The sequence below is a fragment of the Gordoniibacillus kamchatkensis genome, from assembly GCF_000829455.1.
In the GTDB taxonomy this organism is placed as follows: domain Bacteria; phylum Bacillota; class Bacilli; order Paenibacillales; family NBRC-103111; genus Gordoniibacillus; species Gordoniibacillus kamchatkensis.
The window spans coordinates 1-26,684 of record NZ_JXAK01000074.1 but is presented as its reverse complement, the minus strand read 5'-3'; the positions used below and the strand labels follow the sequence as shown (position 1 = coordinate 26,684).

At 48.1% G+C, this 26,684-nt stretch carries 23 protein-coding genes and 2 pseudogenes; 8 read left to right on the top strand and 17 right to left on the bottom strand.

All coding sequences use genetic code 11. The features are described from left to right. A partial coding sequence (locus tag SD70_RS28375) for a beta-galactosidase trimerization domain-containing protein (protein WP_082053725.1) occupies window positions 1-1,523 on the bottom strand: 1,523 nt, incomplete at its 3' end. A gap of 166 nt (window positions 1,524-1,689) precedes the next feature. Between SD70_RS28375 and SD70_RS28370 the strand changes: the two genes are divergently transcribed. After that, window positions 1,690-2,562, top strand: coding sequence for a helix-turn-helix domain-containing protein (locus SD70_RS28370; RefSeq protein WP_041051841.1), 873 nt, complete (start codon window positions 1,690-1,692; stop codon window positions 2,560-2,562). A gap of 27 nt (window positions 2,563-2,589) precedes the next feature. Here the strand turns inward: SD70_RS28370 and SD70_RS34155 are convergent, their stop codons facing one another. Next, window positions 2,590-3,615 (bottom strand): methyltransferase domain-containing protein, encoded by a 1,026-nt coding sequence (locus tag SD70_RS34155; protein ID WP_052487992.1) that lies wholly within the window; start codon window positions 3,613-3,615, stop codon window positions 2,590-2,592. 372 nt (window positions 3,616-3,987) lie between these two features. Continuing rightward, window positions 3,988-5,328 (bottom strand): aminotransferase-like domain-containing protein, encoded by a 1,341-nt coding sequence (locus tag SD70_RS28360; RefSeq protein WP_041051838.1) that lies wholly within the window; start codon window positions 5,326-5,328, stop codon window positions 3,988-3,990. A 161-nt stretch (window positions 5,329-5,489) separates the two neighbouring features. On the opposite strand from SD70_RS28360, the pseudogene SD70_RS28355 reads away from it, so the two are divergent. Next, window positions 5,490-6,421, top strand: a pseudogene (locus SD70_RS28355) (DMT family transporter). 204 nt (window positions 6,422-6,625) lie between these two features. On the opposite strand, the gene SD70_RS28350 reads toward SD70_RS28355, so the two are convergent. After that, a complete protein-coding gene (locus SD70_RS28350) occupies window positions 6,626-7,570 on the bottom strand; it encodes a helix-turn-helix transcriptional regulator (RefSeq protein WP_041051836.1) in 945 nt (314 codons plus the stop codon). A gap of 111 nt (window positions 7,571-7,681) precedes the next feature. Between SD70_RS28350 and SD70_RS28345 the strand changes: the two genes are divergently transcribed. Continuing rightward, window positions 7,682-8,875, top strand: coding sequence for an MFS transporter (locus tag SD70_RS28345; protein WP_041051834.1), 1,194 nt, complete (start codon window positions 7,682-7,684; stop codon window positions 8,873-8,875). Window positions 8,876-9,001: 126 nt separating this feature from the next. Here the strand turns inward: SD70_RS28345 and SD70_RS28340 are convergent, their stop codons facing one another. The 3 genes from SD70_RS28340 to SD70_RS28330 form a co-directional block, all read right to left on the bottom strand. Further along, window positions 9,002-9,361, bottom strand: a complete 360-nt coding sequence (locus tag SD70_RS28340; RefSeq protein ID WP_041051831.1) for a VOC family protein — start codon at window positions 9,359-9,361, stop codon at window positions 9,002-9,004. 90 nt (window positions 9,362-9,451) lie between these two features. After that, complete coding sequence (locus tag SD70_RS28335; protein ID WP_041051829.1) at window positions 9,452-10,141, bottom strand: RNA polymerase sigma factor; 690 nt, start codon at window positions 10,139-10,141, stop codon at window positions 9,452-9,454. Window positions 10,142-10,356: 215 nt separating this feature from the next. Further along, the gene (locus tag SD70_RS28330) at window positions 10,357-10,719 is read right to left on the bottom strand and encodes a winged helix-turn-helix transcriptional regulator (RefSeq protein ID WP_041051826.1); all 363 of its coding nucleotides are present in this window, start codon (window positions 10,717-10,719) and stop codon (window positions 10,357-10,359) included. Between the two features lie 131 nt (window positions 10,720-10,850). Here SD70_RS28330 and SD70_RS39965 point away from each other — a divergent pair, with 131 nt between their 5' ends. Genes SD70_RS39965 through SD70_RS28320 form a run of 3 tightly spaced genes read left to right on the top strand, consistent with a single transcriptional unit; the run spans window position 10,851 to window position 12,261 of the window. Further along, window positions 10,851-11,138 (top strand): alpha/beta fold hydrolase, encoded by a 288-nt coding sequence (locus SD70_RS39965; protein ID WP_331436853.1) that lies wholly within the window; start codon window positions 10,851-10,853, stop codon window positions 11,136-11,138. A gap of 14 nt (window positions 11,139-11,152) precedes the next feature. Then, on the top strand, window positions 11,153-11,746 hold the full coding sequence (locus SD70_RS28325) for an alpha/beta fold hydrolase (RefSeq protein WP_269432546.1): 594 nt from the start codon (window positions 11,153-11,155) through the stop codon (window positions 11,744-11,746). Next, the gene (locus tag SD70_RS28320) at window positions 11,743-12,261 is read left to right on the top strand and encodes a dihydrofolate reductase family protein (protein ID WP_041051823.1); all 519 of its coding nucleotides are present in this window, start codon (window positions 11,743-11,745) and stop codon (window positions 12,259-12,261) included. Before SD70_RS28325 ends, SD70_RS28320 begins: the two co-directional genes overlap by 4 nt. Window positions 12,262-12,413: 152 nt before the next feature. Here the strand turns inward: SD70_RS28320 and SD70_RS28315 are convergent, their stop codons facing one another. After that, window positions 12,414-13,175 (bottom strand): SDR family NAD(P)-dependent oxidoreductase, encoded by a 762-nt coding sequence (locus SD70_RS28315; protein ID WP_041051820.1) that lies wholly within the window; start codon window positions 13,173-13,175, stop codon window positions 12,414-12,416. A gap of 247 nt (window positions 13,176-13,422) precedes the next feature. Here SD70_RS28315 and SD70_RS28310 point away from each other — a divergent pair, with 247 nt between their 5' ends. Beyond that, window positions 13,423-14,271, top strand: coding sequence for a helix-turn-helix domain-containing protein (locus SD70_RS28310; protein WP_231571622.1), 849 nt, complete (start codon window positions 13,423-13,425; stop codon window positions 14,269-14,271). 96 nt (window positions 14,272-14,367) lie between these two features. Continuing rightward, entirely contained in the window at window positions 14,368-15,240 is an 873-nt protein-coding gene (locus SD70_RS28305) for an SDR family oxidoreductase (protein WP_041051816.1), read from the top strand. 217 nt (window positions 15,241-15,457) lie between these two features. Here the strand turns inward: SD70_RS28305 and SD70_RS39960 are convergent. The 9 genes and pseudogenes from SD70_RS39960 to SD70_RS28270 all read right to left on the bottom strand — a co-directional run. Continuing rightward, a pseudogene (locus SD70_RS39960) lies at window positions 15,458-15,574 on the bottom strand (tripartite tricarboxylate transporter permease); the annotation flags it as partial. 76 nt (window positions 15,575-15,650) lie between these two features. Continuing rightward, a complete protein-coding gene (locus SD70_RS28300) occupies window positions 15,651-16,535 on the bottom strand; it encodes an alpha/beta hydrolase family protein (protein WP_041051814.1) in 885 nt (294 codons plus the stop codon). Between the two features lie 104 nt (window positions 16,536-16,639). After that, entirely contained in the window at window positions 16,640-17,059 is a 420-nt protein-coding gene (locus SD70_RS28295; RefSeq protein ID WP_052487991.1) for a MerR family transcriptional regulator, read from the bottom strand. A gap of 21 nt (window positions 17,060-17,080) precedes the next feature. Further along, window positions 17,081-17,815, bottom strand: coding sequence for an SDR family oxidoreductase (locus SD70_RS28290; RefSeq protein ID WP_041051812.1), 735 nt, complete (start codon window positions 17,813-17,815; stop codon window positions 17,081-17,083). Window positions 17,816-18,442: 627 nt separating this feature from the next. Beyond that, entirely contained in the window at window positions 18,443-20,374 is a 1,932-nt protein-coding gene (locus SD70_RS28285) for an ATP-dependent helicase (RefSeq protein WP_041051810.1), read from the bottom strand. After that, window positions 20,364-22,286 (bottom strand): ATP-dependent nuclease, encoded by a 1,923-nt coding sequence (locus SD70_RS28280; protein ID WP_231571620.1) that lies wholly within the window; start codon window positions 22,284-22,286, stop codon window positions 20,364-20,366. The genes SD70_RS28285 and SD70_RS28280 overlap by 11 nt, the downstream gene beginning before the upstream one ends. A gap of 111 nt (window positions 22,287-22,397) precedes the next feature. Further along, complete coding sequence (locus SD70_RS34150) at window positions 22,398-24,005, bottom strand: recombinase family protein (protein ID WP_052487990.1); 1,608 nt, start codon at window positions 24,003-24,005, stop codon at window positions 22,398-22,400. Window positions 24,006-24,146: 141 nt separating this feature from the next. Next, window positions 24,147-24,293 (bottom strand): hypothetical protein, encoded by a 147-nt coding sequence (locus tag SD70_RS36525; RefSeq protein ID WP_156158243.1) that lies wholly within the window; start codon window positions 24,291-24,293, stop codon window positions 24,147-24,149. Between the two features lie 465 nt (window positions 24,294-24,758). Then, window positions 24,759-26,519: a DNA primase family protein gene (locus SD70_RS28270; RefSeq protein ID WP_041051806.1), complete on the bottom strand. Its 1,761-nt coding sequence runs from the start codon at window positions 26,517-26,519 to the stop codon at window positions 24,759-24,761. Window positions 26,520-26,684 lie beyond the last annotated feature (165 nt).

The following is a 26,684-nucleotide window of genomic DNA, read 5'->3' as shown; positions in this document are numbered from 1 at the left end:
CTCCGTGTAACATATGTAAGCTGCCGGTTCCAGGCTGCGCAGCTTAAAGTGCGGGCGGAAGTAATCCGGCCGGTACGGATTGACGCCGAGCCATTCCACTGCCCCTCCGTGTAACATATGTAAGCTGCCGGTTCCAGGCTGCGCAGCTTAAAGTGCGGGCGGAAGTAATCCGGCCGGTACGGATTGACGCCGAGCCATTCCACGCCGAAGTCGGCGGCGAATGCGTCGCCCGCTTCATTCAAGCCGGAGCGGCCCGTCGCCAGCACTTTGCCGCCGCCCGCCCAGAACGACTGCAGCTTCGCCAGCAGCTCGCTCCCCAGCGCCACCCGATCGGGCAAAATGATCACCTTATACGTTCCGAAATCCGCTTCCGTATCGATCACATCGAACAGGACATGGCCCTCCAGCAGCATCCGGACCGCCCCCGCATCCGGCTTGGCGGTGCGGTCCTCGTGGTTTTCCGCTTCGCTTGTTTTCAGCGATTCCACCGACAGCAGCGCCACGTCCGCTACCGAAGCCGTGCCCGTGCACCACGCTTCCTTCGCGGCCACCTCGCGGTACGCCTTGCCGATCAGCTCGTACGTTGCCGGGTCCATCAGCCCTTCGGGGTGCAACTGGTCGCCGACCGAGCAGCGCGCGCCGTTCGCGAGCGACAGCGCCGTTTCATACCGCAGCGCGTTCGGATGCTTGAAGCCGCCGAACTCGCCCCACGACGTATGAAACTTGCCGGTCATGCCGAGAAACGGCATGCCGAGCGTCTGCGCATAGCGCGCCGAAAGCGGGAAGTGATCGTACCCCCAGCCGCCGGTCGGCAGCGATTCGAGCTCGAGGTGCGTGTTCGCGTGCGCCAAGTCGCGCCGGCCGCGCCGGATGTGCCCGCCGTTGTGGAAAATCGGCAGCCCCGGCTTCAGACCGTGCACGAGCTCCCGCACCTTGCGCGTATACGCGGCGTATGTCGCTTCCCCAAGCGCAAGCACATCCGCATCGCTGCGCGGATCTTTTCCTTGCCGCCGCAGCTCGGCGACGCAGTACTGGCAATAGCACAGACGGACGCCGACGATATCGAGAAACAGGCCGTCCAGATCGTAGCGCGACACCGTTTCCTCGATTTGCTTCAGCAGCACGTCCAGATACGGCGTATTCAGGCAAAATTGGTGGTAACCCGGCTCCATAAAGCTTTTCGCCCATGTCGTGCTCTCGTCTTTGCGGCGCATGAGCCATTCCGGATGGCGGCGCGCCAGCTTCTCGTCGAGCCCCGCGGAAATGTAGACCGGCGTCTTGACGCCGATTTCATGCGCCGCTTCGATCATCGCCCCCAGCAAGTCAAACTCGAGCCCGGGGTGCGTTTCGTTCGCCTCACTCGGATGATAAGCCCAGCCGTGATGGCATTTCGAGAACACGGTGATCGAATCGACCGCGCCGATCCGCAGCGCCTCCTGAAACTGCTTTTTGTCAAAACGTTTGCCGATGCCGACGATCGCCTCCGACGTATGAAAATCGAGATGAACTTGTCTGAACCGCACAATGAACGCCTCCCACTCCAGCATGGATTCCTTTTCCACTGTAGCGCGGCCCGGGCGTTTGCAAAAGGGAGGGTATCGACTATCTATAGCACAAAATCGACCATATTTGCTATACTGAAAGCGCAAACAAAGCTTACTTTGCCGTTTCGCCAAAGGGGGAAACCGGATGGATTGCCTGCAGCTTACCGTCCCGCCGCTGCCGCAGCTGATCACGGTCGGACACTCGGTATGGAAGGCCGGGGCGCAGCATTTTCGCCGCAATTTTCAAGTTTACGACATGCTGCTGGTGGTGCGCGGCGCGCTGTTCATGACGGAGGACGATACGCTTTACGACATCGGGGCGGGGCAGTGGCTTGTGCTGGAGCCGGGGCGGACGCATTTCGGCCACCGGCCTTGCGGCGAGGACACGGAAATATATTGGATTCACTATGCGCATCCCGTTCCCGCCCGGCGCGTCGCCAGCGGGGATGTGCCGTGGACGGCCTTGCTGCAGGCCGGCACCGACCGCGACGAGCAGCCGGCGGTGCGGACGCTCGTCATCCCGAAATGGGGGACGATCGACGTGAAGCCGCTTGTACCCATTCTCCAAGAAATGGTCGAGCTGCACCGCAAGCCGTCTGTGCAAAACGCCGTACCGGAGCTGGCGCTGTCGATCCGCTTTCTGGCACTGCTGCAGCAGGCCGCCGCACGTTCGTCCAAGCCTGCTGGCTCCCGTCTCGTCAGCGACCGCACCGCCGCCTTCCTGGAAAGCCGCAGGTTCGAGCCGTTTCGCGCCGCCGAGCTGGAGGATGCGCTGCATTTCGATTTCGACTACATTACGCGCTGCCTCAAACGGCACACCGGCCTTACCCCGCTCCAATACTCGCTGCACCTGAAGCTGGAGGAAGCGAAGCGCAGGCTCGCCCATTCGGACGAGCCCGTGCCGGCGATCGCCGAGGCGGTCGGCTTTACCGATTACAATTATTTTATCCGCGTCTTTCGCAGCAAGCTTGGCCTGACGCCCGGGGCGTACCGGCAAGCGCATAGAGGCTTTGTATAGCGGAGGCGGTTCGGTTCGTACGGAGCCTTACCGTTTCTCCAGCATATATAGCGTCGGGTGAAGCCCCTTCAAGCTGAGAGCCGCCACCTTCGTACAGCTCAGCTGCACCCGCTCGGCGGCCGATTGCAACTCGGCATCTGCATCCGTTAAACAGAGGGCGGAGCCGTTATTGTGCAGCACCCTGTTTATTTCCTTGACAATCCCCCGATACAGCTCGGGAATAGGTTCGTCCGCTGCGATTTGCCGGCCGAAAGGCAAGTTGGTCACGATTTTGTGTACCGATCCGGAATCGATCGGCAGCCGCCGGGCGTCCCAATGATGAATCCCGACACGATGATGGATGCCGGCATTGGCTTTCGCAGCTTCCACGGCTTCCTCGGACAGGTCCCCGCCTGCGATTTGACGATGCGGATAGGCGAGACGTTCGGAAAGTATCGTACCGGAGCCGCAGCACGGGTCGACAAAAACGTCCGTCGCTGCGGGATTCGACAGCCAGACGAGCGCATGAGCGACGGTAGGCCGCAACGCGGCGAGGGCGAAGCTTCGTTGCCCGTTGCGGAAACGAAACGACGCATCGGTCAGCTTCAAGGCGAAGAGCGCGTCATCGTGATGAATGTCGAGCCGGAACTCCACTTCATGCATGCCGTCCGCGTTATGCCGGAAGCGGGAGTCGCGCCTCGCTATCCCTCGCGCTGCCGCTTCCGCCGCATCGAACCGGGAGTACGTATGCTTCCCTGCGCGGCTGGCGTTGACTTTAAACAGAACCTCTCCGGTGCGGTATGAGCGGGCAGCCCAGGACAGATCCAGCCGACATATTTCGCGCTCGATATCAGCCAGGTGAAGCTTATGGGGGCCGACCCGAAAGCGGTGAATCCGCTCGTACAAATTGTCTGCCGTCCGCAATCCCATAAGCGCTTCCGCCGGCCAGCCGGAAGCGAAATACACTTTGCCCCGCTCCGAGCCTTGCAGCTTGGCGTCGGCGATTTTAACTTTGATCTCGTTTTCCAGGACGTGCTCAAGCCCCGGCAATACCGTTGCAAACAAGTGAGCCATATGCTTCGTACTCCTTCGTATTCGATTTCGGGCACAAAAAAAGCGAATGAACAAAAGTTCATTCGCGTCTCTATGCAAACATGCCAAGGTCCTTCATACGAAGACGCCTCAGCCAAGAGCGTGATGGACTATTCCGTTCTTTGACAATCGAATGCGCGGAAAAACCCATGAAAACATAAACCCTGCACAGCGGTTACGGTTGCGGGCTTCTCTCATTCATTCGCGCTATTCAGTTGGTTCATCAACCGATCGCAACTGTCAAAAAAACGGTCATCATCATCGACGCACTGACCCTCCATCTATACGAATGTTTCTATTATACACCATTTTCTATCTTATCGATAACAATTTTCCGCCGCGATGCGAAGGATATTACCACCTGCCCCGCCTTACCTCCTCGACGATCGCCTTGACCCCCGCATCGATTTGCTCCGGCTTCGCCCGCGAAACGCTGATCCGCAAAAACTTGTCCCGTTCCGGGTATCCTGTCAAATAAAATCGTTTGCCGGACACGACACTGATCTTCCTTGCCGCAAGCCGCTTCGTCAAACGCTCCAAATTGACCGTCTGCGGCAGCTTAAACTGCATGTAGACACCGGCCCTGACATCAGATACATCGATCATCCCGTCATCGTTGTAGCGCTGCACCGCCTCATTCAGCGCGCGAATCCGCCCCGCATATTGGCTGTATATTTTGTGCTTGTGCCGCTCATACATGCCGCTTTTGATGTACACTTCGAGCGCCGCCTGGGACAACAGCGAGGTGTCGCCGTATCGTTTGCAGGAGCGGAACGTCTCCAAAAGCGGTTCCGGCAGCACGGCTGCTCCCAAGCGCAAACCCGGGAACACGATTTTCGAAAAGCTCTTCAAATAGATGACATGCGAAGTTGTATCGTAAGCGTAAATCGGGTCGAAATTCCGCTCATCGCCCAAGTCGGCCATGTAGTCGTCCTCCACGACGTACACGCCGTATTTTCCGGCCAAAGCGGCGATCGCCTTCCTCTCCTCCGTGCTATACGACGTACCTAGCGGATTATGGTATCTCGACATCGTGTAAAAAAATTTGATCCCGCCGCTTCGGAACTTTTCCTCCAATTCCCGCAAATCGATCCCTGCCGCCGTACGAGCGATGCCGGAAACCGGAATCGCCTCCGCCTCGAGGTAACGCAAATACATATCGTAGCTCGGCTGCTCCGCCAAAATGGCCGAATTGCCGTTCGGAAACGGCATTTTCGCCAAAATTTCCAGTGCCTGCTGTACGCCCGAAGTGACGACAATGCGCTCCGCTTCGGCAAACACTTGATGGCCGGCCAAATGGGAAACAAGCGTTTGGCGCAAGCTCTTCAGCCCTTGCGGATCGCCGTATGTGAACAGGTGGTATTTGTGCGTATCGATCGCTTTGTTCAAGCAATGCTGAAAATCCAAATACGGAAACACAGTCAAGTCAGGCGATGCCGATGCAAAATCGATCGTTTCGCCTTCCGCGTCGTGATGGCGGTTTTCCGGTTTGCCGACGACGTAGTAGCCGCTTTGCGGCACCGAATAAACGGCATGGCGCTTCTCCAGCTCCGCGTATGCCCGCGTGATCGTACTGACGCTGCACCCGTACAGCTTCACGGCGCTGCGGACGGAAGGCAGCTTTTGGCCCGGACGGTACTGTCCTTCCATCATTTTTTGCTCCAGATCGGACAAAATGGACAAATATTTTTTCACGCCGCTCCCCCTGTTCGGATAATGCGGGACATCTATTTCCTCTAACCTATTATACTGCTCCCTCCAACTGTATCGATACACTTTGCGCAAAAAGACATTGTCCGGAGCGGCGTTTTGTCATACCTTTCAAGTAGAACCGATACGCGAGAGAGGAAGATATGATGAATACACAAAAAGGACTGAAGCTTGCTTATTCGCTTGCCGTGCTGAACGCGATGATCGTCGGATTTTCATTTTTGTTTACCAAAACGGCGCTCGAATACGCCCGCCCGCTCGATACGCTGACGTTTCGTTTTGCCGCTTCGTTCGCGGTCATGTCCGTCCCGGTGGCCTCGGCTGGATCAAGCTCGCTTACCGCGGCAAACCGCTATGTAAAGCGCTGCTGCTGGCCGTCATGTACCCGCTCGGCTTCTTTGCCCTTCAAGCGTTCGGGCTGCAGCGCGCCACCTCTGCCGAGGGCGGCATTTTGTATGCGTTCACCCCGGTTGTGACGATGGTGCTTGCCTCTATCTTTTTGAAAGAAGCTGCAAGCGTCCTGCAGAAGCTGTCGATTGCCTTGTCGGTGTTCGGCGTCGTGTTCATCTTTGTCATGAAGGGAAGCACTATTCATCTGTCGAATATAGCGGGCATTTTTTTGCTGGTCCTGACGTGCGTCGCATCTGCCGGTTACAGCGTTATGGCCCGCTCGCTTTCCAAGCAGTTCAGCCCGGCTGAAATTACTTATTTGATGCAGGGGATCGGCTTCGCCGCATTTCTGGCCTTTTCGCTCGTTAGCCATTCGGCCGCCGGGACGCTGCGCCACTTTTTCGCACCGCTCGCCAGCGGTACTTTTATCGCGTCGGTACTCTACCTTGGCATCTTGTCCTCGCTTGTTACTGCCTTAGCGGCAACCTACATTTTGTCCAAAATGGAAGCCGCCAAAATGAGCGTATTCGCCAATCTATCGACGATCGTCTCCATTGCGGCAGGGGCTTTGTTTCTCGGGGAAAACGTAACGTTGTATCACCTTATTGGCTCGGCACTCATTATAGCGGGGGTAATTGGAACGAACCGGTTGGGGCGGAGGAAGACGGAAAAAGCAGCCAGTTCATGAAGTCCGCACAAGAGACTGACGAGAGAGCTGATCGCGAAATGCCGGCTGCTGTGCAAACCGATTTTTACGATAGTCCGGGAACACCGTTCCGTCAATCAGTTTCTGCAGCTTACCGATTCTGCGCAATCCCAGCTCGAAAAAAGCCCGGACGATCTGAATGAAGCCATAAGAGAACCTCGCATATCCGTGTGGCATCGCGCCCGTTCATTGGTACCGGACCAGCATCTCGGCGAGCTTTGTTCGGATCGCTTCTTTCAATTCCGCCGGTTCCTCCAAAACGACCCCGTCCCCTAGTCCGATGAAGAATTCCGTGTAGAAAGGAATGTCGCCGCGGGACACGTCCTTATCGATCACGCCGCTTCCGTCTTCACGCACTTGCAGCATTGGAGCAAGCCACAGCTCGGCTTCGCAGCGCTGGACGCCGGCTCGGCTCAGCACCGCGCGAAGGCGGACAGGATTCCTCGGCTCTGCTGCATCGCGCCGACTGAGATTCACGTCTCTCAGGTCGAGCGGCTTTATGCCGGACGCGTCATACTCCGCAGAACGTATCCGATCGCACCGAAACACACGGAAACCTTTGCGCAGGAAGCAATAGGCCGTACAATACCAGAAACCGTTGTTCGCATATATGCAGACCGGCTGAACTTGGCGTCTTTCCCCACCTTCCTCCTTCGACTCGTATTCGATGATGAGCACCTTCCGATGCACAGCCGCATCAAGCAGGATCGCCAAGCAAGGGGCATCGCCCCGCCTTGTCGGCGTAATGAAGTCGACCCGGTTTTTCATGCTGTCGATACGATCCCTAACGTCACCGGGCATATGGAGGTAGAACTTGTTCAGCGCCGAAGCGGATTCCGCTTCGAACGGCAGCGAGGAGTAATGGCGCAAAGCGTGCACCGCAAAGAACATTGCCACAGCCTCTTCCTCCGTGAAAGCGATTGGCGGCAGCACTCTCTCCCTTACCACTTGATAGCCCCCATGCGGACCCACTTCCGAGTAAAGAGGTACCCCCAGTTCGCTTAGCTCTTGCAAATCCCTTAGAATCGTTCTCTTTGAGACTCCAAATTCGTCGGCGAGTTCCTGAACCTTGAACCGCCGCTTCCGGTTAACGGTCATCATCAGTTCCATCAGCCTTTTGGACTTGGGCATCCTGGTTCCCCCCCCCCCCCAAAAAAAAGAATGAGTCCATGACAGGTTCTGTCACCATTATGGCTTACGATAGACACAGCAAGCAACTATAACCAGTAGGAGTGATCGACCATGAGTAAATATACCGTACTATTCTTTCTCATCATGTTCATGATTGGAACCGATACTTTTCTCATTTCACCTTTGCTCCCGACGCTGCAAACACAATTCAGCGTTCCGACGGGGATCGCCGGATGGATGCTCGGTGCCTACACGCTCGGTTCGGCCGCCTTCGCCCTGATTGCCGGACCTTTGTCCGATGGGTGGAACCGAAGAACCGTTCTGCTTGGCGGCTTGCTCGGATTTTCCGTATCGACGGCGCTATGCGGCTTCGCGGATAGCTTCTGGACGATGTGCCTCTTCCGCTTCCTTGCCGGCGTCAGTGCGGCGTTTACGGCACCACAGGTATGGGCATCCATTCCCGCCATCATGCCGGCGGCCAAAATATCGAAGACAATGGGCATCGCCTTCGCAGGCCTGGCTGCTTCCCAGGCGCTTGGCGTGCCGATCGGGAGCTGGCTCGCGGGTACCCGTTGGTCCGTTCCGTTTTGGACGATTGGAATCGCTTCGTTGCTGTTAGCTGCCGTTGCCTTCTTCTTGCTGCCCGATATGAAGCCTAGTGCGCGCAAGGCCGAACGGACGCCGATCCTTCGCCGATATGTCCCGCTGATCGCAAGCGGAAAGGCAAGGAGCGGCTTCCTTGCCTACCTGCTCCTGCACTTAGGGAGCGGCACTGCATTCGCCTTCGTCGGCAAGTGGATGGCCGATCGCTTTGGCCTAACCATCGGGCAGATCGGTACCGTGATGATGTTCCTCGGGTTCGGTACTCTGCTGGGAAGCATGATTAGCTCCTATGCGACTCGAAGGCTGGGCCATGCGAAATCAGTCGCAGCGGGATTGTCGATGCTCGCGGTACTCTACACGGTTATGCCTCAACTGGCGAATCTCCCTGTCGTGACAATCATCTATCTGATTATTTTCGCGACGCTTGGAATTATCTTCCCGATTGTTATGGAGGCGCTCACCTCGCTGAACGCCTTCATTCGGGGGACGATTTCCAGCCTGGCCAACTCGACGATGAACGGCGCGAACACGCTCGGTGCGTGGCTAGCCGGCTTACTTTATGACCAACTTGGCGGATATTCGTCAATTGGCATTTTCTCGGCGGTCTGTCTGGCGCTTTCGCTCGGAACGTTCTTGCTTGGCGGCGTCCTGACGAGAAAAGAGGCGGATACAGTTGGCCAAGAATCGACATCCGCATCCTAATCCGATTAGGTTAAAAAGCAGTCCCTTAGCGGCCATGTGCCGCCGAAGGATTGCTCTTGCCTTGTTCCGCTAAGCAATTAGCCTGAATGCCCGTTATTTGATATGGTCCTTATTCATTTTTCTCGGTCATGCATTGGGCGGAGTGCAAATAAGCAACATATTGCCTTCAGGGTCGAAGACGTGACAGCCGCGCATCCCATCCGGAAACGGCTGGATTCCGTCGGTTTTTACGCCTTTTTGCGTTAACTCTTGAAAGACTTGCTCTACATCGGATGTTTCAAAGAAAAATACGGAATACGGCAATGGTGTAAAATCCGTATGATGGGATTGTAGTAATATCAGACCGGTCCCTTCCATCTTGAACTCGAGGAAGTCATCACCCTCTGCCGCTATCTCGAACGGAAATACCATTCTGTACCATTCCTTTCCTTTCTTTAGGTCTTTCAGATGAATGAAACAGGTGTTGATCCGATTTTTGATAATCATCTTCAAAACTCCCTTCCATATTGTTCTTCCTCACTTCATACACGGATGAAGACAAACAAACGATACGGTAGAGAAATAATAAAATACGAATTATTCAGCAATAATCGTAAAGGCATTTCCTTCAGGATCACGAAATGTAAAATGTAGCTTGCCCTGCAGCAAATGGCGCTCTGCGCGAATACCGACTTGGGTAAGGTGATGGTACGCTTCAGCTATCGCCATAGGCTCTTGTAGGCGAAATGCTGCCAGAAACCGTTGAATCAATAGAGCTTGCCTTTCTGTGTTTTTGCTTATGGAGTGTGTATCCTTCAATGCCAAGTCTTGGGCAAGAGAAGTTAAGCGCTTGCGTGCTCGATGAAGCGCGGCTTTTACCGCTCCTACCGTGGTCTCCAGTATGTCCGCAATTTCCCGGGAACTATAGTCGAAAACATCAGCTAATAATACAACTGCCGCTTGGAATGGCGGAACTGCGGAAACCAACAGTTCCAGAGAATCCTTAATGTCGAGCGAATACTCATCGAATTCTGCAGATAAGGCCTCGTAGCCGTCCGGCAGACCAACATCTGCTTTTCTTCGTCGGCATTCATCAATCCAGGCGTTCGAAGCAATCCGGAAAAAGAGCGCCCTTGGCGATGGATGTCGAAAAAGCTTTTCCTTTGCCTTGAACGCTTTCAGTAACGTGTCCTGATATAAATCGTCGGCATCCCACGGTGTTCCTGTAAGCATTCGACAATAACTGCGTAAATCGGATTCAAACTTGATCAAAAAATGATCGAACACATCGGCAGCCTCTCTTAATCGTCCATTTCCTACTATAAATTTGACCTCAGCACCAAAACTCCTTGTTTAGTAAGAGGAACAATTGCCGTGGACGTCTTCCCCAAAAAAACTTGCCGTTACTTGCGATACGGTTCAGCGCGTTGTGTGTAAAGGCAAGTTTTAAGGCCATCCTTGTTTGGGATGGCCCTTTCATTTTAAAGATATGACTACCCGATTCACATTACCCTCTCTGCTTCTTGATCCCTCTCGATCGGTTTGTTCCGCAGATATGCGCCATGCTCCTGAGTCCACGTCCACATCGCTTCAAAAATCGGTTGCAGCGCCTTCCCGCTCTCGGTAAGGTCATATTCGACATGCAGCGGTACGCCTGGGTAAAGAGTACGCGTGACGATTCCTTTTTCCTCTAACAGTCGCAAGCGATCGGTCAAAGTTTTCGGACTAATCGGTTGCAGTTTACGACGCAACTCGCCAAAACGTCGATTCCCGTTGAACAGTTCGAATAGGAGAAGAAGCATCCATTTGCCATCCAAGATTTCCAGGATAGGTTCAACAGTACCAGGGCAGGATCGATCCATCATTTTGACCACTCCATAGTTCATTTTTTGAAACTATTGCACTTTAATGTAACTACTTTTCAAATGTAGCACAAATCAATTAAGATGTGAAGCAAGGACGGGAAAACATGTTAAGCATTCCGTAGAAAGGAGGGATCATCCTGAATAGACCGTTTGAATTAGACCCTGCGGAGTACCCGTTCACCGACCGCTGGCTGCCTTATCGAGATGGATACATCCACTACGTCGACGAAGGGCAGGGGCCGGCAATTCTTCTCCTGCACGGCAACCCTACATGGTCTTATCTTTATCGCAACGTAATCAAGGAGCTTCGTACAGAGTTCCGCCTTATCGCTCCGGACTACCCCGGATTCGGGATGTCGAAGGCGCCTGACGGTACCGCTTTACGCCACAGGAGCATTCGGAAGCCATTCAGGATCTAATTCGCCGTCTGGATTTGAAGGATTTTATATTAGTCGTTCAGGATTGGGGAGGTCCGATCGGCCTGAATTACGCGGTACGGCATCGAGATAACTTGCGCGGCATCGTCGTGATGAATACTTGGGCATGGCCTGCGAAAATATTGCCGATGAAATTGTTCTCGCTCGCCATGGGGGGCTGGCCTTTCGGGTACTGGCTTCAAACACAGCGTAATTTTTTCGCCAAAGTCATCGTACCGCACGGGATCTATCATACCGAGAAAGTCACGGATCGTTTGCGCAAAGCTTATACCGATCCGTTCCCGACTCCGAAGTCCAGGATTCCGACATGGGTATTTCCAAGGTATATCCGCAAAGCACGAATATGGCTCGCCGACATTGAATCGAAGTTGTCGAATTTGTCCGATTTGCCTGCACAGATTTTGTGGGGAACGAAAGATAGCGCCGGCTTCCCGCTCGAACAGATGGCCAAATGGCAGAAATATTTGCCGATGAACGAAACCGATATTCTAGAAGATGCCTCACACTATGTTCAAGAGGATCGTCCGGATCGGGTGGCAGCAGCTATCCGAAAATTATCGAATCGAATACGAGGAGGAGTAAGACTATGAAAACCATTCTATGGGCAACCTTAACCGCCAATGGCAATTATGCACAATCCGGCCCCGAAAATCCGCCGAAAAAAGAAGCGTTGGACGACTTCTTTACACACGCCAAAGCTGCAGGAAATTTCATTGTCGGGCGTCGGACCTTCGAAGGAATGCGTGGCAGCGGTGGACCAGGGCCCTTTGCCGATATCGATATCGTTGTTGTTTCTAAGAACGCCTCGGAAATCCCGGGCGTAAAGGTTGTGAGATCGCCAGAGGAAGCCTTGGATTACCTGCAGGAGAAGGGCCATCTGACCGCTCTTATTAGCGGCGGCGCGGATATCCACAATTCATTCCTGGGTCAAGGACTTGTAGACGAAGTGATTTTCAATGTGGCACCCGTATTGGAAGGCAGAGGGTTAAATCTCTTGATCGACAAAGACAACTATCGATTTAAGCAGGTGCAACTATTGAACTGCAAGCCCCTCGGCAGTGGCGTTGTTCAACTGCGCTATGCGATTGATCGAACTTTATCCTAAAAGCTTATGCCGAAATATCTTCAGCCTTCGCCATGGCCCCTTTTCGAGGGGTCATTATTATTTTGTAACGGCAAGTTTAGGTCGATCCTTTGCAGGATGGCCCTTTGAAACTAACTATAAGTGCCTTTTGGGCTTTGACATGCGTTCCATGATCAAGCTACCCTGCGCCTGCTAAAAAATCGGATCATTTGAGCCATAAGGTAGTTGTTACGGCCATCGATGATGTAGCTGCGTCCCTGGTCGATTCCGCGAAATCCGGCCTGTACAACCTTCTCCGGGGTCGAGAGCTTTTGACCCGCTCCCATATCCTCGCTGCCGACCGCATCGAAAAAACCCGTCTCGGTTGCACCCGGGCACAGTGCAAGCACGCGAACGCCTCGCCCACGCGTTTCTGCCCATAGCGCCTCAGAGAAGGACAATACAAATGCTTTGGTAGCCCCGTAAACTGTAGAATAAGCACAAGGCATGAACGCGGCCATCGAAGCCACGTTAACGATGACTCCGTCCTCTCGCCTCAGCATATCAGGCAGCAACCGATGAGTAAGATCGACTAACGCAACCGTGTTCAGCATAATCTCTTCCTGCTCGCGCTCCGGGTCTATTTCCTCGAAACGGCCATAAGTGCCAACGCCTGCGTTGTTGATGAGAATATCGACCGATAAGCCCAGTTCGGATATTTGTTCGGCCAGTTGACGAGGGGTATTCGCTTTGGACAAATCGCAAGCCATTGCATAGGCCTGCACCCCGTACTGGCGGTTGATTTCCCCCGCCATTGCATCCAGTTTGTCCTTGGAGCGCGCCGCCAGAACGACGTGACAGCCTCGTGCCGCCAGTTCTTTGGCATACGCTTTCCCGATTCCTGATGAAGCACCGGTGACTACAGCCAGCTTGTTTCGATATGCATACTTGTTCAAGATACAAAACCTCCTATCGATAGCACTGCTCTGATGTAAATTATCTTAATCGTACCGTCGATAGGAGGAGGTTAACCACATCATGTTTATACTATTAGCAAGATTAACAGCCTCGGTTATGGTTCTCTTTTGTGGTAACGGACACTTGACAGAGATTATAATAATCGTGTATGAAGTGATTTTGGTCCATTTGGTTAATCGCGATATATATCTTCCATATGAGCAAATAGAGGTGACCTAGTTGAAAATGAATCGTTCCTCATCCGCATTGGGTGACTTCCTTAAATCGCGCAGAGAACGGTTGCAGCCTTCAGAGGCCGGGATCCAGCCGCTGCCCGGACGGAGACGCACGCCGGGACTTCGAAGAGAGGAAGTCTCTTTTCTTGCCCATATAAGCGTGACTTACTATACCTGGCTGGAACAAGGCAAGGAGGTGAATCCTTCGCCGGAAGTGCTGCTAAGTATCAGCAAAGCGCTTCAGCTTGACGAGGATGAGCAGAAGCATTTGTTCGATCTGGCCAATGTAGACGCGGCGAGTGTCGTTACAGTGCCGAATAACGGAGGGCCGGATGCGGGAGTTTTGCAGAAAATCGTAGATCAACTTTATTATCCTTCTTTTATCACGGACGAAGGTACGGATGTTATCGCCTGGAATCGGGCAGCAGAACTGATCGTAGCCGATTTCGGCAGTCTGCCGGACAACCAACGGAATATGATGAACATTATGTTTTTAAAGCCGGATTACCGTACAAGACTGCTGAATTGGGAAGGTTTTGCCCGTTACTCCGTAGCGGTTCTGCGGGCAAGCTTCGACCTTTACAAGAACAACCCGTTGTATATGGAACGGTTCGAACGCTTGAGACGGGAAAGCGAAGAATTCGTGCATTTCTGGGAGCTATATGAAGTCAAGCAAAAGCGCCAAGCCACCGCATTATTTCGTCTTCCTGACGCACAGGAGATGGAGTTCGTGCTCCATTCGGCGGCTGTCATTGATAACGACCCTGGACTGCACTGGTGTTTCTTTGTTCCGGTTCCCGGTTCTGGCACGGAGGAGAGATTATTGCGTTTACTGGAGCAGGACAGGCAGCTCCCGTAGACTGTTACTCCCGTTAATAGAATAGACGTGCTGTGGCTAGCTCCCTCCAGTTGCTTGTATGATTCAGTGGAAGACAACGATTGGAAGGTGTTTAGCATGCAAACATGGTTCATTACAGGAGCGTCAGGAGGCTTGGCTTCACGTATAACTCGCCGGTTGCTGGATAGGGGGGACCGTGTAGCCGCAACGGTACGCAAGCCGGGTGTGCTGGATGATCTGCAGGCACAGTATGGCTCCCAACTATGGCAGGCTAATTTAGATCTGACAAACCCTCAGCAAATTGCTGAAGTCGTGGAACGTGCATTTTCAGAACTGGGCACGATCGATGTGTTTGTCAATAATGCAGCCTATGGATTGTATGGCGCAGTGGAAGAAGCAAGCGACAGGCAAATTGAGCATCAGTTCATGACCAATGTGCTTGGCTCCCTGCGTACAGCGCGTGCAGTCCTGCCTTTTTTCCGTAAGCAGGGCGGCGGTCACATTGTACAGATTTCGAGTATGGCGGGTCATTATTCTATTCCGGGTATGGGGCTGTATTGTTCTTCGAAATGGGCAGTCGAAGGGGCCTTTGAAGCGCTGGCTAAGGAAGTGGCTCCGTTCAATATTAAGACCACTATGGTGGAGCCCGGCGGAATCCGAACGAATTTCATTACAAGCAACGCCGTATTCGGTGAGCGGATGGACGAATACCGGGATACGGAGGCGGGCCAATTCGTTAGCCTGATGAAGGGGGAACTGCCAGGTATAGATATGAGCATGTTCAACCAAATGGTTGTCGGCGATCCGGATAAAATGGCGCAGAAGATTATCCATCGTGTCGATCAGGGAGAGGGTGCGACGCGTATGGCGTTGGGCAGTGACGCCTATGAGCAAATCCGGGCAGCCCTACTGGACAGACTGGCCGTTCTGGAAGCACAGAAAGAGCTGGCTTACTCCACTGATTCAGATGATGTGGTAAAACCATTTTAAAGGACACGAAAGGACTTCGGCATCCACGGTAACTGATATGCTCCTCTGCAAGTAGCCGGTTTATTTATTAAACCTGTCTACTTAAAGGGGAGCATATTTAAAACTTGCCCTTATTTGTGATACGGTTCAGCGTAACGGGTCTATCGGCTAAAAACCCTCAAAGTGTGTCACGTGGCAGCCTTGATGGCCCCTAAAGTACTTTTAGGAATTACCCGGCGACGCCGAAGATCGAGATCGCGACAATGATCGGCAGCAGGTACTTCGCGGGCGTCTCGATGATCTTGGCGAAAATCTTGACGAGTGGCATGTTCAGGACGAGCAGCATCAAGTTGCCGTGAACCGCAGGCTGCCGCGGGATTTCCGCTGAACAGGAAACGAACCGCCCAACCGTACGACGGTTGGGCGGTTTTTTATGAGTGCTGATTTCGAAGGAAACTCAATATTTCATCTTGCAGGGTCTTCTGGAATTGTATACGATCGAAGCCCAGAGGATCTTGGGACGGAAGAAACGACGAGTTGATCATCGACTCCGGAAACGGGCTTAGGAAGGAGAAGTGCCCGGCATTCTCGACCGTACGATAAAGAATCATGTTTCGGTCGGCAACTCCCCCCAGTATAATCTGGGCGTGAAATAACGGCGTATACGAATCCTTCTCCGCGTCCAGCAGCAGGATCGGAACGGTAACCGAGTTTAGCGCCCCCTCGGCTTGGTACCAAACCGATGCCGGAGCCAGCAATACCAGAGAGCGGATTCGGCGGTCCGGCTCGACTTCGATGAGCTGCGGTTGACAGTCCGGGGACTCGTGCGGAAAAGAAGTCGGCACGCCGCCCGCCGCCGCCAAAGCTGTGTAACCGCCCATCGAATGCCCGATGATCGTGACGGCATTCGGTTTCACTTTCCCATCGAACCTCTTATTCTCGAAAAACCAGTCGGCGGCCATCCTAAGATGTCTCGGCCTGTACGAGAGGTTCTTTGCCGTACCTTCCAGGCTGTTATCGTTCCGGTTATTGAACGGATGCTCAGGCATGCCGACGATAAACCCGTTTCGCGCCAAATGCCTAGCCAGCGTTCGGTACGCTAATGGCGTCCCGCCGGAGCCGTGAGAGATCAAGACCAAAGGGAACGTTCCTTCCGCCGGCTCCGCGTCTCTTGCGAGCTCCAACGGATAAGGCCCCAATTGATCCTCCGATTCAGGGGTATCTGAGGGATACATCACCAGCATCGGGAATGAACGACCTAGCGAAGCATAGAATATTTCAGTTTCGCAGTATCCTGCATAGCCTTGCTCAACCATCGTGCTCTGTTACATCTGTTTGCCCCCTTCCAAAGTGTTAGGAAAATAAAGTATTTGACTGGCACCCGTTGATTAAAGGGCAGAAGCGTTCAATAAGAAAGCTCTCAATCGGCAAATGGGGATCTCCATTTTTTGTTAACTTCCGGATTTACAAGGGCCTCTTTGAACTTGTCAATTTTGTAATCAATCATCCTTTGTGTCTCCAGTAATCTGTCAATCTCGTTCTGAATTCTATTCTTGTGTTCGATTAGAATGGAGACTCTCTCAGGGAGTGAGGCTTCACCCATTTCGTAAAGCTTACGGAAATGCTTCATTTCTTCCAGTGTCATTCCGGTTGCTTTGAGTCTCGTTAAAAAGACCATGCCATCCAATTGATGTTTACTGTACGTTCTGTGTCCGCTTGCTTTGCGGTCGGCATACGGAAGTAACCCGATCTTCTCGTAATAGCGGATCGTATCTTCTGACAGACCCGTGAATTCAGCCGCCTGTTTTATTGTGCTTACGGTTTCGGGAATGTCGCTCACTTTGCCGCACCTCCTGACGTATTACCACGGTATCACTCCGTTCTCATCAAAGAAACCGCCGTTCGGACCATCGTCCAGAAGGGTGGCGAGTTTCACGACAATGGAAGCGCCCTGTTCAACGGTACGATAACCCGTATGTCCATTCAAATCCGTAGCTGTATACCCTGGATCAGCTGAATTTATCTTGATTGGCGTATCTTTTAATTCTTTGGCAAACAAGACTGTTAGTGCATTGACAGCCGTTTTCGAACTCATGTAGGCGAGTAAATTTATTCCGTATTTTTCGGCATCCGATTCCGGGGTATTATACTCGGTCAAGGAAGCCAAGCCACTTGAAAGGTTTACAATTCTGCCAGCAGGCGATTTTTTAATCAAAGGGAGCATTGCCTTAGTGACAGAAAAACTGCCGAAAACATTTGTCTCATAAGTATTCCTTAGAACAGTTAATTCGTGTTGACTCGGAGGAAGACCACTTTCTAAGCACACGCCAGCGTTATTAATCAGAACATCAAGCGCTCCATACTGATCATCAATTTGTTTTACTGCGGATTGTATTGTATCCAAGTCTGTTATGTCCAGGGTAATTGCCTTTGCATTTATGTTCTCAGCCGTCAGGGTAGCCGTCGCTTCCTGTCCTCTTGCTTCGTCTCTTGAACCGAGCAATATTGTGAATCCTAGTTTGCCCAATTGCCTAGCAGTCTCAAGACCAATACCTTTGTTTCCGCCAGTGATCAAAACTATTTTTGATGTGCTCATGATTACGCCCCCCAAAAGTGATATTTACTTGACTAAGAATCACTTTACAACTTGGAGTACACTCCAAGTCAAGAGCAACATTGAAGATTAGAATGTCCTGTTATTGGACTATTGGGGGCGAGTCCTCAAGTCGCTTTTGTATTTTGTATTGTATCAATATGGTTCTCAGAAGCAAGAATTGACACACGGGTAAAAGCTTTATAATAATTCGTAATTTGTGACTCAAGGCGATCAAGATTATCAAACACTGTCTTAATTTCGTAAACGACAGCATGTCCATTATTCAACACAAGAAACCTCTGTAAAAGCTGTCGTTGTTGGCTTGTGCGCACCAAGAAGCAATTTATTTAGAATTGTATTTTGTAATATTCAGTTGCACCTTATTGATTTCTTATGCTCTTCCATGCAGTCCTCAGCTCTTTACATATTTTAATTGTATTGCAACTTAAGAACTACAACAATTATTTTTCGTCGTTACTTGTGATACGGTTCACCGTATCATCTCTAAGGCGAACTTTTTTCTGCCGTGGCGCGCCATAGTAATGTAAAGGTAAGGGAAATAAAAACAACTAAGGAGAGTTTGAACAGGACTCTCCTTAGTTATTTTCATCACTGTTTTTTCACAATTTAATCATTTTGCTGAAGCACACCCATCTCATAAAGGAATCGGGAAGGTTGCTTAACCCAACCATTATACCTTTCCGAGTAAGTCATTGTTAGAATCTCTTTAGCTCTTGTAATTGCAACAAAGCAATTTCGACGTTCTTCCTCCATCTCAATACTGTGATCCCCTTTTTTCTTACTCTGAAATGAAGGCAATTCATCCTCGACCATACCAACTAGGTACACAAAATCAAATTCTTTTCCTTTTGATGCGTGTATCGTCAGACATTGAACAGTTGAACCATCTGGTTCTGCTTCCTTGGATAACAAATCCAGCTCTTGAAGAAACATGCCCAATGTTAGCTCTTCCCTGTCGTATCTCGATAGAAGTGAAGATTGTAAATCGTCCCAAACCCTTTTTTCGTCATAATAAAGTACATCCTCCTTATTTTGACTTATGTCCATATGCTCATCAAGCCATCCAAAGCAAACTTCAATAAACCTGAAAAAGTCTTTCCCTTCAACCAAGTCGAATTCAAGTGACTTCAATAAATGACCGTCAGTTAAAATTCCTTTCTGCACGGCAATTAAAAAACCCCTCAAATAATCTCCGTCTGTAGCTTTACTCCAGGCGATTATCTCCTCTGCATTTAGGGTACTTTCCGTTAACAAGCTAAAGTTTGAAACTACCTTATTCAAGAACTTTTTATCGTTTCGTTTATGTGCAAGTCGCAGAATAAAATGCACCCATGATAGTTGTGTACTTTCGAACTCATTCTTCCTTTGCCCAATAACAACAGGAATCTCATTAGCTTTTAACTTTTCGAAAATGGGCTGTATTAGCTTTCTATTCCTTGCAATGACTGCTACCGTCTTATTCTGATTTAGAGCGTATGTTTCTTGGATAATTTCGGCAACCCAATCTGCTTCTGTTGGATAGTCAGGAAAGTACTCTAAATTTACTTCAAACGAATCCTGTATTGGTTTTTTTGCTAGTAAAGGCTTCTTGTCTTTGCTCCTATTTACATTATATAGAATCAAGTTATTAGCCAGTTGAACTACTTCTGGTGGACATCTAAAGTTCTCAGGTAGTTGTATAACTTGAGCATTGAAGTCTTTTCGGAACTCTTCAACTCTCGATGCACTTGCACCATTCCATTGGTAAATTACTTGATCATCATCTGCTACAATAAATAAATTATTATGTTTTCCTAGTGTTAAACTTCGAACTAAGTTGTACTGACCCTGATTTGTATCTTGAAACTCATCAATACAAATATATGGATAGATAGTTCGATAATGCTTGGCTACAAAAGGGTATTTCCTAAATAACTCGTAGGATTTCATGATGAGTGAGTTAAAATCTAGAGCATTCAAGTCCTTAAGTTTTTGCTCGTAGTTCATGTAAATCATTTCTATAGCTTGCCTGTCCTCAATATTACTAATGTAAGAAGACAAGTCTGATTCTGGTAGAATAAGTCTGCTTTTTAAATATTGAATAATAGGCAAAACCTTGGAAACGTTTAAGGGGTTAATCTTGCCCTGTCTTAATAAATAACTGTATACTTCTGAAACGATTTCATCTAAGTCTTCATTTTCGGAATAAATCGTAAAATCAGGTTTTACCCCAACGTGGGAGCCATGATTTCTAAGCACCTCGGCACAAAAAGAATGAAATGTACCAAGGTATAATCTTTTATCCATCCCTGGAATTAATTCGCGTATCCTGGTTCTCATCTCATCTGCTGCTTTATTTGTAAACGTAAGTCCTAGTATACGAAAGTTATCATCGCTAGATTCTACAAGTAACCTAGCAATTCGCAAAGTGAGAACCCTGGTTTTTCCTGACCCAGGACCCGCCAAGACTAATAAAGGTCCCTCATCCCAGGAAGCAGCCTCTTTCTGGACATCAGTAAGCAATTCAATATTTCTCTTTATGGCTTCCTTATATTGCATTAGCCTCACCTACACATTCATTAATCAACTGTCTTAATAATTCGGGTATTCTTCTACTATCAAAATTATGATTTTTTAAGTATTCAACAAATTTTAATGCGTTACCAACCTTGTCTTTCTTAATAAGATTTGCAATATGAATAGGGTACTCAGCACTATGCCGCGGTACTGTTACTTCACGAACCTTATCACCTAGTATTGCCTCATATTCATTTATAAAGCCCTCATTAGCCAAATAAGTTTCAAAATCAATCCACGGAAGGATTTTCACCAATCTGTTTGTCTCTTCCTCAGAATAACCTGTTTTTTTGATTTGAGATAATGTACCCTCAAGTTGATCATCACTATCACTTAATAGTCTCCAAGTAAACGATAAAGATTTAGCTAATTTTACGAATGCTCCAGGTGACCCATTATTCTGAAAATCAATTATGGTTACACCATTGGTATCAAGTGATTTATTTATAACTTCTGAGAAATAACTTAATACAATGTATTCGGTCTGTCCTTCAACTAATAGCCACCCTCTTGCAAAGAATAATTCTCCTCTTGTCCTTTGGGCAAAAGTGTATAAGTCCGTTCTTTCATCTTTATCTAAAATTTGCTGTGATTTTAAATAGAACTCACTTATATTTTCGAAATGCTCGGAATTTCTGTTCATTCCTTCCAAAGCATTCAATTCGTGTTCGTTTAACGGGGCGTATGCTTTTAACTCTGAAGAACTAAGGTTATAATGAAACTTGCCCTTTTTCGACTCTACGAAACGTTCCAACCCATGATGGGCTACAACCCTAGTTGAAACATACTCCTTTAAGTAATGGACCCTTGTTTCTGAGCCATTCTTCTTAAATACTCTGATATTTAATAAATCAAGATTCTGAAAGAAGTAGGGAGAATGAGTGGTAATAATTTTTTGGCAATCTATTCTTTGAACTTGATCCGCTAGTGCTCTAACAGCTTGGGGATGTAAATGAGCTTCTGGTTCCTCCAAAGCAAGTATTGCATTAGCTGTTCGAGAATATGCAGATTTTAATAAAACGTCTATGTATGCCTGAAATAAGAATAAAACTGCTAAACTCTGAGTTCCTTGTCCATGACGTTGTAGCGGGAAACTCACATTTCCACCTCGACCTTTTAATACAATTTGGGATTTGGACAATAAATCCCAAATGCGTACAGGTAAGGCCTGTATTGAGACTGTATCACCTGCTCCGAGGGCGATCACTTCTTGTATATTTTCAAGTGTAGTCTTTAATCCCTCCAATCTCTCGTCATTTGTAAAGATGTCCTCATTCAAACTCTGCAAACTATCTTGAATTTCAACTACCTTATCTTGTGGAATATTAATATTTCTTAGAAAGCTTCCCCAAAACTGAGATCTTGCTCCAAAGGACTCTTTAATATCTCTTAGAGCTGATAGATAGAATACTGGGGTCTCCTGAATGAAGTTTGACCAACTTGTATTAGTCTGATTTCTTGGAGGCAAAGGTTCGCCTTCAGGGTTTAAAAACTCAATATTCAAGTAAAAATCATTTCTCGCTTCCTCATATTTTGATGTTACACTTACCCTCACAGTATAAATTGCTTCCTCGGGGTTCATGTCCCATGCAACTGGTTGAGCTAATTCCCCAAGGTTTCGGATGAGGGTCTCTGACCATTCGTTCGGTTTTTCTTCTTGAAACAAGAATTGTACTTGTATACCCTCAGTGTCTTTGGGATTACTTATGTTTTCATTAGTATAATAATCATATTCATCAAACGGGGAAGACCGCTTTCCCCCTCTGGCAAGACATAGGCGAACAGCATCCAAGAAAGAACTTTTTCCTGAATTATTTTCTCCAATTAAAACAGTAGTTTTATCTAAAGGAACTGAAACGTCACGGAGACCTCTAAAATTACGAATGGTTACCATTTTCAAGTGCACTGTTTTCACCTCAATAATCAATTTCTTCCAGCTTCTATTTCTATAATAGTAAACTTTCCTCTTAGTTTCTAACATTTTTTTAAGGTAGCCTATCCCTTACTATGCCTTCGGATAAACCTTCCAAACCGAGCAAGTATGTAAGGCCAAAAATTTCGCCTCATTTATGATACGGTTCCCCGTACCACCCCCAATCCTAAAACTTTGCTGAAAACTGAAATGTACCTCTGCAATGTGTTTATTCTCGATTTTAATGCTGCTTATCAGCTTTCTAACCAGCGTTTGCTGGGCTTCTTTATCTAATAAGCGAATTACTTTTCCAACGTTCTCGAATAGCTCAACTATCTCATCAAGGTCTAAACGACTTCCCCTAAGATTTCTTATTTCTTCCCGCGTAGCGCTAATCTCTTCTTGAAATGCTGCGATCTTATCCAGATTCTCTTGGATTTTAATTCGAACTTCTGACCGATACGCCTCATTCCCTTCGGTCAACTCATCGAACAGTTTGTCTTGCTTGCCTTTCAATATACTAATTTCGCTTTCCTTACGCTTGACGCTCCGCTCTAACTCCTTAATTTGTTCATCGGAATTATTCAAAGATGACATCATTTTCGCTTTAAAATCCGGTTCGTTAACGATCTGTTCGAATATGGTTAAAAACTCTTCCTCAATAAGGTCTTTTCGAACCCCATTCGGCTTGCAGGTCTTGTGATTCATGTATTGGTTACATATGTAATATCCATACTCTTTACCTTTACTTGTAGCAGGTTGATAAGACATACCATAACCACATGCAGGACATCTCAGCAATCCACTTAATAAATGCTTGCCGTCAAACCTCTTCATATTACGGCGCGGATTGCTGTTAATCATTTCCTGCACCTTATTAAACGACTCTTCGTCAATAATTGCTTCGTGTATCCCTTTGCTTATAATGGGATTGTCATCATATTGCCTTTTACGTTTATTGTCTTCATGCCGCTTTCCCCAGTCTTTTCGGTGACCCCACCTTATTTTCCCGGTGTATGTCGGGTTTTGCAAAATGCCCTTTACGCTTGTACCGCTAAAATTTTTACCTTTTTTGGTTTTAATAGTACGCTGGTTTAACATCTCAGCTATCGCCAAATATGCACTTCCTTTAAGATACTCTGAATAGATTAACTTCACGATCTCGGCTTCCTCAACATTTATAACCAATTTTTTGTCAACAAGATCATAGCCTAATGGCGGTTCTCCACCATTCCATTCTCCTTGTCTTGCTTTTTGAGACATCCCGCCCTTTACCTGAACAATGATGTTTTCTCTCTCCATGTCAGCAATGATGGAGGAAAAGACCAAAAAATATTTCCCCATAGGATTTGATGTGTCGATCTTATCTTCTACAGAGATAAGATAGGTGCTATTCTTTTCCAAAAACTCAGCGATATTCACTATATCGAAGATTTTACGGCTTAACCTACTCATCTTATAAATGACTAAATAATCAACCTTCTTCTCTTTGATGAATTTTAGCATCGACTTTAAGCCAGTTCGTTGCTCTAGCAAAGCTCCAGATACACCCTTATCATCAAAGATTTTCAGAAGTTCCCATTCTTCGCGCTCGCATTTTTTCTCGATTTCTTTGATCTGATTGTCTAAACTATAGCCTTCCCGTACCTGTTCGTCTGTTGATACGCGAATATAGCCGACAGCCGTTTTTCTATCACTCATGCAGCCACCTCCCAACAAAATAACTATACCATGCAAAACACATAAGGTGTCATAGTGTGTTTGTAGCCGATAATAAAAGAAAAGCGCCAGCATCGAAATATTTGATGCCAGCGCGGTTATCACCTTTCAAAGGGTTTGAACTTATTTTAACATCTCTTTCAGACCCTCTTTTCCGTATTTTTCAACCAGCTTTTGGATCTCACTTAAAAGCGCAGATGTAAAGTCACTGATTACATCTTGTTTGATTTCTTCTTCCGTTTTTACGAGCTTATCAAATACTGAAGGCATGCTTATCATCCCCATACATCGCAAATTTGGGATTGACCCATGCCTTCTGTGCTTTAGATGAGTCGCATTATGAGAAATGAAATTTTCAACTGCAGTTCAGATAAAAATATAGATGAAAAATAATAATTTTGATCTAAGTCCAATCCTCGATAATCTAAATACAAGCCAAAAGTCCAAAGACCCCCAAAGTGCAAAAATAACATCCGCCGCGCAACTGAGTGAACTGTATTCCAACTCCATTCAACCACAAATAAAAAAGCACCTAAGCATTGGAATGACATCCAATGCTTAGGTGCGAAAACTATCTGTATCTGTAAATTGGGGCCAGTTGGTCGGGGGCAACGGTCATTTACTTATCGCTAAGCTTCTAAAATAATCAGCGTAACTCTTATAGTCTCCATTTTGAAGGGCAGGGGCGCATATGAATAAAGATTTTTGAAAACCCTTGCCCCCAATGCCCCCCTATTACCAGTATCCGCAGAGTCGCAAGCCCTTTATCACAAACTCTCCATGATGCTTTGGTTCTTCGAAGGTAATATTCTTTTCATACAAAACTTTTCTGAATAATTCTAAAAAAGTACTACTATTGATTGATGTCAGCTCATTGTAGTCATTATCACGCGCCCACTCGTCAAAGTCTTTTTTGAAATTCGAGCGGCGTGTTGTTGCACTCGGATCGACGATTATCACCCCAGCTTCAATGCGAGAATGAAAGTACTCAACAACAGGATTTTGTTTTGCCTTGTAATCCTGCAAAGCTTTCTCACAAACTTTGCTCTCGGTCAGATTGAACTGATTTTCGATTAACCGAGTCAACCCTTCCATCGCGAAACGAAGAATTCCAGGCATTTCGCTAAGAATTTTACCAACTAAGTTCTTATCTGCGTAACTTACGCCTTCTTCACGAATTTGACCGGCTTTCAACTCTTCGTATCTTTTGTTAAACGGAATGATTTGTAATCTTCGAAAAAAGCCATGTGATAAATCTTCTGTGTCCATCATGCGATTTAGTAAGATGACAACTTTTGCCGACAAAACTGCATTAATTGGTTTATTAAACTTCACATCAATATATTGTGAATCACTGCCTGTCACATTTTTGAACTTCTGGGTTTTAAACTTTCCTGAAAATTCGTTCTCTGTTGACATGCACACAAGTTTCCCTGGTAAATCTTGCATTCCAAAACGCCCACCCATTTCAGTTAGCGAAACATTCGAAACATTTTCATGGCCAACCAAGTTCCGAATAACCTCAGCTAAAACGCTCTTTCCGTTTGACCCAAGCCCTACGAAAAAGAAAGCCTTCTGAATCTTTACGTCGGGCAGGAATAAATAGCCCAAAATTTCTTGAATCAGCATAATGCGTTCTTGGTCGCCTTCAAATACATCTTCGAGAAACCGCATGAAGGTTGGACATTCGGCATCAGGGTTGTAGTCGAACGGGACTTGAATAGTAGACAGGAATTTCGGACTGTGCTCAACCAATTCCATTTTGTACAAATTGAGCATGCCGTTTGTTAGATTCACAAACCCCTTTTCAGGGTTCATAGACTTTACAATAGGGATTTCAAGTTTCAATGCCTCGAAATACTCCTTTTCCAACTTCCTGCGCCAGAGGTTGGGTTCAGCTTCATTTATGATGTTTCGACACACCGCCTTAATAACCAGATCAGAGATTGCAAAAAAAATCCCCTTCTTACTGTAAACGAAAAACTGGCCGCTCTCATGTTGAACGAGGGTCATCCTCCTAAGTACATGCGAAGCAAAGATATTAGGATTAATCTTTGGTTCACCTTTTTTATCAAGCGATAACCCTCTATTTCTCCATCTAACAGCCCTAACTTGCGCAAGATCTGGGCCTTCAACAGCATTAAAGAAACCGCTCGGATAACCAAATCTCTCCAGTATAGCAAAACCAGCTGGTAGAAGGGAGAACATTGATTTTTTGTGATAATATGCAGCTGCTAAAGAATCCGCTAGTTTCGTCAATTTGTTTTCTTTTTTCAAGCGGAATAAGATCTGTTTCAAAAGTACTTCACCATCTTCTCGTAATTTAACAAGGTCAGATGCCAACAATTCGATGGACTCCTCAGATAGATCGGAAGCATGTTCAATTACGCATTGAAGTAAAGCGTCTTTCGCCTTAATGTAATTGATGTCTTCGCCAGCAACCACATTTACACAATTTTCCTGAACAAAGCTCACGATGGATTGATTAGTGTTCATAGTAACCTCACCCTTCACGTAATTTTTATAGCCATTAGAAGATGTTGCTTGACAGACGACGACTTGGGACGAGTGAAAAAATTTCCAAATAAGGCTTCGTATTCAGTTTTCAAAGAAATGCGAACCAACGTGGATTACTAGGCAGACGGCCCCCTTCTGGATCAG